We start from the raw sequence: 9913 nt of genomic DNA, 5'->3' as shown, positions 1-9913 counted from the left end.
ATCAAAAACATGTAAAAAAAATAAAAGAACCAAAGAACTCTAAAATAAAAACCAAAACCAAATTAACTTAAAAATAGAAGAAACAAGAAAAATTACGAAAAAATGGATTTATTGACAAACCCCTTAATAAAATTTTTTAACAGTTTTATTTGATTCATTATTATGATATATGGCATGCTACGGGCATGTTTCTTATTGTATCAAATATATCGAGTCTATACCACCATTTATCTTCTATTTTAATCCATTGTGCGTCATAACCAAAATATCCATGAGAGTTCTGATTCCTCATCACACAAATTATAGTGAATCACAAAAAATATGTAATTTTTCTAATGGATTCATAAAGATGATTATTTATAATGATATATAATTCATTAAAATCATTTTTTAAGATTTCTTATATGATTTCCATCCAATGTTGGAGGTAATCTTTTTGCTTTATTATTTAGTATTATTTGAAAAATTGCAGTATTTATTTTATAATGACTTAGAGAATTCTGATTGACATTTTCTTTTACAGTCATTGCATTCATATCTTTTTATTTTCACCTTAACAGCCAAACCAGATTCTAAATACAAAATTCTCCAATTAAAATCTTTCTTAATAAACTTTTTTTTTTAGAACCACAATATTTTACAATAAGGATAACGCTCTTCTATTTCACCATTTTTATTAACAAAATAATTATCATCCAATATTGATTCAATAGGATAGAATTAATTGAACATAGCATTTTTCAACAATGCTTTTTCCATCTAAAAATCCTTTTCGAATAGGATTTTTAAAATCACCCATTGCTGTCAAGCTAATGGTTTTTAATAGCTTATTTTTTTTCTTATTTTTGGTTCTTTTATTTTAATTTTTTGTTTAATTATTTTGTTTCTTTTATATAAATTTTTAATTTAATTATGTCTAATTTCATGTATTTATAATGGTTGATTTTATTAATTAGTATTTTTAAATATTTATTTAGGCAGTGTTGAATACTTGTCTGAAAACCTTTTAAATTCAAAATAAATAATCAATTATACTTTATTTTTAAAAATAACATATTATTAATATTTTTTTGTTGTTTAATTAGTTTTATGTTCGTTAATATTTAATAGTTTTTATCATTTTGTAAAAATAATCCATGCATTCTTTATTTTACTTAAATCTAAATTATAACTCATTGATTATTAATATTTTGATTAATATCAATATATGATGAAATTTGGCAATTTTAAAAGTTTTATATTTAATATGAGTTTTATAAAAAGATAATTAAATAGTGTGTGGGTGAATATTATTATATATGAAACAAAACAAAAACACCTACAGTTATAATTGGGCTGATAAAATACTTAAAACTTTCGTTAATTCTCGTGATTTCATTGAATTTGAAGAAGATGTTGATCCAGATTGGACTCAAATGATGAGCAATAAAAAAACCATTAAAAATGATTTTTTAATAATGTTAAAATAGAAGAAATATGTCTTGTTTCTGGTTTTAACTTATATAAATGATGGTGTAATTAAATTTGAATTAAATAATTCTACTCTTATATACAAACAAATGTTATGAGTGTTGTAATCCAAATTACAAACACACTATGAGGTCTTTGTGGAATGAGTATATTGAACCTGGATCTAATTTATACTAATCAAACGAAAAGAATTATGCACTTCATATGGGATTGACATGCAATATTTCTTATGAAAAAATAGCAGAAATTCTTTATTTAACCCAAGGAACAATTATTCGCAGAGATACATTATATAAATTTTTTAATGAAAAAGTTGATGATTTCATTGAAAAAATTGAAAATAAAGTTCAAGAAGAGTTTGAAAATAGTAATATTGAATTAAGTGATACTTTATCCTATGATGAGCAATATTTTACCTGTTAAAGGAGAAATGGTTTATCGATTATTCGGCAATGAATCCTGTATCACAATATATCCTATGATAATAAAATATTAACAAAGGATGAATTCAATTCAGATTCAATTAAAAACTTTTTAAAACCAATAATTATTAAAAATAGTATTAAAACTATAGTTACTGATGGATTCATACCATATCCTAAGATTTTAGAAGAATTAGAGGTAGAACACAAAAAATGCAATTTCCACAAAATGCAAAATTTCATTAACCAAATAAAAGGCACCATTAGAGGTTTAAAAAATAAAAAAATAAAAGAAAATGAAGAAAAAAAATAATCGAATTAAAAGAAAATAGAAAAGGACAAAAATGTAGATTAAAAAAAAGATAATGAAAAAGAAGAAAAAATTGTTAAAGAAAAAAAGATTTTAAAAAAAAGGAAATAGACAATTAAGAAAGGAAAAAAGAGAAAATAAAGCAGAATTAGAGACATATGAAAAATGCACACATAATCTTTCATTAATGTTGAAATCAAAAACTAAAAAAACAGGATTAAAGAGATATCAAAAAATCATAGACTCAATTGATGAACTACCTGAAAAAATAAGAGGATTTATTAAAAATATTCAAAAAGAAATAGATAAATTACACCACAAATAAAAACATTCCAACAACAAACAACTGTATAAAATTATACTTCAATGTAAACCCTATTAAAATTATTTAAAAAGAAATACAAAACCATAAAAGGAGTATATAGAGAAACACGACTAAAAACGATAAGATAGATGAAAAAGATAATTTTAGAAAATAAAATCATAAATTAACAATATTATCCAACAAATAATCAGCACTGCCTTATTTAGGGATATTAGTTTATTTTAACTGATTATAGTTGAATTAAGGGGTTGTTCTGCCATGGTTTCTGAAAATTTAGTTTGTGGAAAATTAGGAAATTTTAATAATTATTGTAAAACAGAAAATATTTATTAAGTGGATGTTGCAATTTACTCGGAAAGGAATAATTAAGTTTATCTTCAGTGATTAAATTTCCTTCAGGTAATCATAAAAAAAACGACTTCTTTAGAGTATAAAAATCGTTTTTTAAGAACAAAAACAAAAGATATGTGGTGTTAGAATTAGTAAACAAACAGGTTTCGGAAAAAAAGGCAATTCATAAAATCCACAAGTTTATATATGACATGAATGATGATTTAGTTTCGAGTAATTTATGATCAAAATTAGATGAAATGCCTTCATTTAAAGGATTGCACGTAATGTGCAATTGATTCATCGATTATTGAAAATACCAAATACGAAATTAACATAGAGATGATTTTTGGAATACCTGAAAAAACTCAAACACTACAAAAAGATACTTCTACAGCTAGAATCCTCATGCACGGGGTTAGATGCTCATTGAGACTTCATAATATCCTCAAACTTAATATCAAATAATGTAGATGAAATAACAAATGCATTAATACCATTTAGATGATGCAAAAAACAAATTGGACTTAACAAAAACAATAACACTATACGATAGAGGATTATAAACTCCGTATGAATTAATGTTTAAAACCGATATTATTAAATTCATTCTACTATAAATACGTGGAAAAACATCCAACATTATAAAAAGAAACAACAAAAAAATATGGAAAAACATAAAAAAACAGATAAAACATTTCTTCATTAGCCTAGATTCATTAAAAAATGTAGAAATTTCAAAAAAACGAATGAACTAAAAGAAAATGGCAAGATTAAAAACATAATATAAAAAGTAATGAATTGTAAAAGTAAAACTAAAAAAATGGAAAAACATAAAATACTATTTTATCAATATCTCCAAAAGAAATTTGACAGCAATGGTTTTTGTGATGGAGTTAATTAAAAAAATAGTGTTTAGAAGATAACTAGTTTAGTTATCTTCAAATCTTCTTCTGTCAATTAATTCTTGACGTTTTCCCGGATTCCATCCACCAGATGCAGATTTTGCACGACCTACTTGTTGTACATAACCAGTAATTCTATCATACCATTCTACATCTTCTTTTTCACCACATGTTGGGCAGGTGTTAGATAATCCTTTCATTAAAGTTTTACAATTAAGACAGAAACTTAGAGCAGAACTGTAAGCCCAGAATCCAATATCGGATTTTTTAGCTATTTTATTAGTTAAACTCATTAATGAATCTGGATCTGAGTAAGATTCTCCCATAAATGCATGGAATATGTGTCCACCAGGGGTTAAGCTGTGGTATTGTTCTTCAATTTTGATTTTATCAATAAGTGAAGCTCTAGTATCTACTGGTACATGGGAGGAATTGGTGTAGTAATTAGCATTTCCATCTCCTTGTATAATAGCTTGATCTCCGAATTGTTTTTTATCAAGGGTTGCAAATCTATAAGCAGTAGATTCAGCAGGTGTTTGGATAACAGACCATCTAAGTCCAGTTTCATCTTTTAATTTATTTGCTCTATCGTTAATATATTCAAGACACTTTACACCAAATTTATTTGCTTCTGGGTTTTCAATTCCTTCTCCGAATAAGGACAATAACATCTCATTAAGTCCAACGAAACCAAAGGATAAAGTTGAATTTTGGATTCTATAATAGCTATCTTCAGCTACTTTTTGTTTAAGGAAAGGAAGAATGTGGAAATCATTTAAACATTTTAATCCTTGTTCTCTTCTAAGCATTAAAGTCTCTACAGCTAAATCCATGTATTCATCTAAGTATTCAAATACTTGGGATTCATCTTTAGATTGGTAACCAATTCTTGGGAAGTTCAATGTTACATATGCAAGATTACCAGTTCTTAAACAATCTTGATCCCAGTCACCAGTCCATGTATCTTGTAGACAAGTTCTACATCCCATATAATTTGCCATTTGTCCTCTGTATTCTGGAAACATGTTTACAAAGTAAGATGATCCATATTTAGCAGATAATTCATGAACTAAACGTAAATCTTCTTCATATTCACTGTTTAATGTTTCTTTACGTAAGGTGTATATTGTATTTGGGAATAAATGAGGTTTGCCTTCTTCGTCACCTTCTAATAAAGTTTCAGTGAATGCTCTTTGGATTAATCTAGTTTCTTCCTCAAAATCTCCATAAGTTCCAACAACTTTACCTTTGGGTCCGTATGCAGTTTCATCTTGTAAAAATTTTGGAACTCCAAATTCCAAAGCCATACTTGTAAATGGTACTTGTGAGCCTCTAGCAGCATAAGCCATGTTTAAATTATAAACAAGCATTTGAACTGACTGTTTGATTTCTTCATAGGTTCTGCCTCTTGCAAATGGTGCTACAAAAACATTCCAAAGGGACATTCCTTGTCCTCCAGACATATTTTGTTGGGCTGCAAGCATTATTTCACCAGTATGGTTCATTAAAGTTTCCATATGATTTGGTGCACCTGCAACAGAAGTGTGGTCTCCAGTACCATCCACTTTAAGACCATATCTTATAAAAGTCCTAATATCATGTTGCATACAATTTAAAGGTCTTCCAGCGAAGAATTCTAAATCATGTATGTGTATATCACCAGACATATGAGCATCAGCTAAATTTGCAGGAAGCATTTTTAAAAGAGCATATTGCTTCAATGCTTCATCTGCAACATGTTTATGAATACTTTCGGGGTTATGAATCATATTTGCGTTATCTCTATTACCATTTTCAATTAATGAAGTAATATTATATACAGGAATACCTAAACGAGTATAACGACTTCTTAAATCTTCTAATCCATATTCAACTAATTTTGTGTTAACCATTTCCCTAATCATTGGGGCAGTTAAGTATTCAACATTTAATTTTTTAAGTTCTTTCCATACTTCTGTTGCAATTTCAAAAGCAGTTTCTTGGCTTGCTCCTGTTTCTTCAATTAAAGTATTAGCAATTTTTGATAAATCAAATGTTTCAATTGTATCTCTTGAAGTACGTACTTTTAATTGGGTATTTGCTAAGTATTTATTTGCAATTTCACCATCAATATCTTCTAAACATTCGTATACAATTTTTTTGATTTCTTTAGTACTTATTCCATCATATAGTTGAGATACAACAGTTGCAACAATTTTATCTGATTCAAAGAAAGGGGTTTCAACCATTACTAATGATTTAACTAGCTTTTCATAGCTGAATCTTTCTTTAATTCCATTATTTTTTTCCACGTTAATTTTAATGGATTTATTCAAACTATTTCCTATTTCTGAACTTTTTTCCATTTAATACACCATTTCCTTTGGTTTATTTTTTTTATCAAATTTGAGATAATCCTATCTCACTTGTATTAATCATTTGTTTTCTCTTGTATATATACTGTTCGTCTAAACACGAACAATATTATATTAATATGAAAATATTTTGTTTTGAGAACAAAAATAAAAACTGCAAGAGCAATTAGAAAGTAATATTGTTATTTAGAAGAAAACATCTAAAGAACTTTGTTTTGATTTATCACTTTCAAACAACGAATTAATACCAAATTCTTGAATTTCTAAACGTTGTTTTAAGTAAGGAGATACTGGATATCTATTTACAAGCTCTTGTGAAATTTCAAGATATTTAGTAACTGATCCTTTTGAAACTGATAAAATTAGATTACCACCACATTTACATTTTCCAGTAAGAGGCATACGCCTATATTTTGCACCACATTTTGTACATCTAACTTTTTGTTTAGAAAATGCTCTAGAGTTCCCCATGATATCAGGTAAGAAATGAGAAGATAATACTTTTTCAACAACTCCTCTTTGATCAACTGCTCTAATAATTTCAGCAAGATTAATTTGAGCTTCAACTTTTTCTCTCATTGAAGGTAATGTTTTATAAAGACAGATAGTTGGACCTGCATGAATACTAGATGTGTGGTGTGAAAACATCAATCCCTCATATTGCTCTGGTGTTCCTAAATGTTTTTCAACATTGTCAATATATTCTAAGACTTCTGTTGGTTTTAAATGACTGTAAGTTTTTTCATAAAATTCAACAGGAAATCTCTCAAAAATATCTAAATTGTGAGATTCATCATCTATTTCTTCAGGATCTATTCTAGAAGACAAAACTAAAGGAGCATCCATACTTCCTCCTCTTGTGTTTGGTAGGTATGATTTTGAAAAGTTAATTAAAGCATCTAAAAGCAACATTACAGCATCTTCATCACTATCACAGTTTCTACGTTTTGCAGAATGAAAATAAGGATGAGCATAACAACCCAGTGCTTTTGTAAATCCGACAATACGTCCTAATACTCCTGCTGACGTGTGAGGAGCCAAACCTGCCACTAAATGTCCGATTAAATCACTTTTTTCTTTAACATTATAAAAATTATCCATTCCATATAATCTTGTAAGTTCATCATCAATAAATTGTGCTGTTCTAACTAAATAATCTCCACAATTATTTGATATTACAATATCCTGTACTTTAAGCTCAATAATTTGTTCTTCACTTTCTATAGGGTTACCATAACAATCATGTTCATATCCCATTTTTAAAAGCTTTTCTACTGTTACTCCAATTTCTTTTGGTATAAAATGAGTTAATGGTAAATCAGTTGAATCATGACGGATTGTTCCATCTTTAAAAGTGAATACTTCATTCTTAGCCCTAAGTATTCCTTTTTCAAGAGGTTCAGGTAATTTTGATTCAGAAATCATACCTATTACTCCCTTTACTTCATCAACCTTTCTAACTTTAACATTATCAGAAGCTTTTTTAAGCATGCCTGCAAGATTTATGGATTTTTTTTCTGGTTTTTGGAGTTCTGTTGGTGAACCACAAATTGGGCATATTGAATTAAATGAATTAATTCCACATTCAGGATTAGTACATTTTTTCCTAGCTAATTCTATTTCAAGTTTATTTTTTTTAGCTGCAGTAGCTACTAATCTTCTACTTCCTCCAAAATTTCCAATTGGAAACAAACCATGAGGTGCAGGTCTCATTAATCTTTCTTTTGATTTTTCAGGTCTACCTACACGAGTGCCTATATATGCAGGGGATTTATTTTTAATTTCAATTGAACTTATTTCATTTACTGCTGCTAATGTGTTTTCTTTTTGAGGTAATTTATTAACTAATGTAGCTAAAAGAGCATAGGAATGGTCTTTGTCGATTATTATTTTTCCGTCACGTACTATATGAGGAACACCAATAACTTCTAAAACTCTTTTGGGGTATGATAAATCTAATTTCATGCCTTCATTTGGGTTATAAGTTGATTTACATGAAATTATTAAATCAACCAATGAATTTAAATCATCTATTGCAACATCATTATAACAATAAGTGTATTTTGGATGTAAAGGTATATTATATTTCTTTGATAATTTAAAAGCTTCAATAGAAGGGATATAATCATATTCTAGCCTATGTAAATCTAAATCATTATTTTCTGCTTTAAATTTTTCACTCCTTGTTAATAATTGTATCCACCATTCTTCACACCATCCAGAGGGGTATAATGTTTGGTTATTTCTTAAAAATTCACCAAATGCAACAAGCATATCACCTAAAAATAAAATTTCTACAACATTATGTTTAAGTTCATTAGCTTTTTTAACACTATCAATAGCTACAACGTCTCCATTTTTAAGTTTAACAATCGGACCTTCGATAGAATCGACTGGTACAACACAATTACCTTTACCTGGATATTCAATTTTAAGTTGTGTTCCTACAGCTAAAAATTCGAGTAAAGCCATTGTTGCAGGATGCACTCCCATTGTTGCAAGACCAGTGTTTCTAGATCTACCATACCTTAGACGGAAACCTCCTTTTTCTGAGGGATATCCTAATATTGGTCTTCCACCAATAATATCTTGGATGTATTTAGGTTCACTTATAATATCTGATTCGCTTTTGTTGCTATTTTCGTCATCTTTTTTTGGTTTTGAATATTCTTCTAACCAACCCCATTTTCCTAATCCAAGTTTTTTAGAAATTTTTAAGATTTTTTTAGATTTTTGAATTACTCCTTCTACCATAGCTAGAAGAGCTCCACCACGTATGTTATTAGTTTCCACACGTTCTAAATCTCTATGAGATACCTCTACTTTGTCAGTTTGTTCTCCTGTAACTTCAACAGGAATATGTGTTGCTGCAAACCTGACTTCTTCAGGCGTTGGGGAGTATTGTAAGTTTGTAACTTCCGATTCGTAAAGTTCTACTTCTTCTACATATCTTTCAATTTCTTCATCAATAGGTTTAAAATCATCAATATTAATTGCTTCTTTAATTTTATCTCCTAAAAGAACAGCTAATGCTGCTGCTGTACCTCCTGCACTTCTAATAGGTCCTGCAAAATAAACTGCAATATATTTTGTTGAATCAAAGTTTTCTTTAATTTTCACTTGTGAAATTCCTTCTAAAGGAGCAGCTACAACTCCTTCTGTTAAAATAGCTAGTGCAGTTCTTAATGCTTGATCACATCTTTGTTCTTCATTATAATCTGCCTTATCTCCAGTTAATTCGAATTTTCCAGATGCAATTTCTGCAGCTATTTCAAAAGCAACTTCTTCTCTTGTAATGTTTTGCTCTAATTCTTTAATACGATTAGCTACACCAACAGGACCAACTAATCCCTCAACTCTTTCAGCTAAATCCTTTGCTAATGGAACTTCAGTTTCTATTTTAACATCTAATCCCTTAGATCTAGCTTTATTAGCTATATCATATAATTTATGTGTTTCTGATTCTAATCTATCAAAATAATCCATTTTATCTCCTGGAGTTTTTAAAAATTAATCATTATTATATGTATAAATTTTATTATTTAATAATTTAGGAAGGGTGAAAAATAATTTTTATGAGACTGTCCAATAATTATTTTGAAATTTTTTTCTTTTTTATTTTTCTTATTTTTTTAATTTGAATATTAAATTTTTATAGTATTATTTAATTCTAATTTTTAAAAGTAGTTAATTATAAATATGTGAGAATGTAAATAGTTTAATAAGCACAAAAAACTCAAAACATTCTCACATTTTATTTTTATGTATTTTGTGACACTTAAATGTTTTGGTTTTTG

7 protein-coding genes are annotated in these 9913 nt (G+C 27.9%); 3 read left to right on the top strand and 4 right to left on the bottom strand.

What is annotated here, in order from left to right; translation table 11 throughout:
* Window positions 1–160: 160 nt before the first annotated feature.
* A complete protein-coding gene (locus MBORA_RS11360; protein WP_269801125.1) occupies window positions 161–292 on the bottom strand; it encodes a hypothetical protein in 132 nt (43 codons plus the stop codon).
* 91 nt (window positions 293–383) lie between these two features.
* The gene (locus MBORA_RS10620) at window positions 384–536 is read right to left on the bottom strand and encodes a hypothetical protein (RefSeq protein WP_156482703.1); all 153 of its coding nucleotides are present in this window, start codon (window positions 534–536) and stop codon (window positions 384–386) included.
* Window positions 537–1298: 762 nt separating this feature from the next.
* On the opposite strand from MBORA_RS10620, the gene MBORA_RS10615 reads away from it, so the two are divergent.
* The 3 genes from MBORA_RS10615 (at window position 1299) to MBORA_RS10610 (ending at window position 2527) form a co-directional block, all read left to right on the top strand.
* Window positions 1299–1469, top strand: a complete 171-nt coding sequence (locus tag MBORA_RS10615) for a hypothetical protein (RefSeq protein WP_155930819.1) — start codon at window positions 1299–1301, stop codon at window positions 1467–1469.
* A 205-nt stretch (window positions 1470–1674) separates the two neighbouring features.
* The gene (locus MBORA_RS07220) at window positions 1675–1893 is read left to right on the top strand and encodes a hypothetical protein (RefSeq protein WP_042693666.1); all 219 of its coding nucleotides are present in this window, start codon (window positions 1675–1677) and stop codon (window positions 1891–1893) included.
* A gap of 496 nt (window positions 1894–2389) precedes the next feature.
* Window positions 2390–2527 carry a hypothetical protein gene (locus tag MBORA_RS10610; protein ID WP_156482702.1) on the top strand — a complete coding sequence of 46 codons (138 nt, stop codon included), beginning with the start codon at window positions 2390–2392 and terminating at the stop codon, window positions 2525–2527.
* A 1261-nt stretch (window positions 2528–3788) separates the two neighbouring features.
* Here MBORA_RS10610 and nrdD read toward each other — a convergent pair.
* Together nrdD and polC are read right to left on the bottom strand one after the other, a co-directional pair.
* Window positions 3789–6107, bottom strand: coding sequence for an anaerobic ribonucleoside-triphosphate reductase (gene nrdD, locus MBORA_RS07215; protein ID WP_063720457.1), 2319 nt, complete (start codon window positions 6105–6107; stop codon window positions 3789–3791).
* Window positions 6108–6302: 195 nt separating this feature from the next.
* The gene (polC, locus tag MBORA_RS07210; RefSeq protein WP_063720456.1) at window positions 6303–9602 is read right to left on the bottom strand and encodes a DNA polymerase II large subunit; all 3300 of its coding nucleotides are present in this window, start codon (window positions 9600–9602) and stop codon (window positions 6303–6305) included.
* Between the last annotated feature and the right edge of the window lie 311 nt (window positions 9603–9913).

The organism is Methanobrevibacter oralis, assembly GCF_001639275.1.
In the GTDB taxonomy this organism is placed as follows: Archaea; Methanobacteriota; Methanobacteria; order Methanobacteriales; family Methanobacteriaceae; genus Methanocatella; species Methanocatella oralis.
The sequence above is the reverse complement of the archived record's forward strand: the minus strand, read 5'-3'. Positions and strand labels throughout refer to the sequence as shown.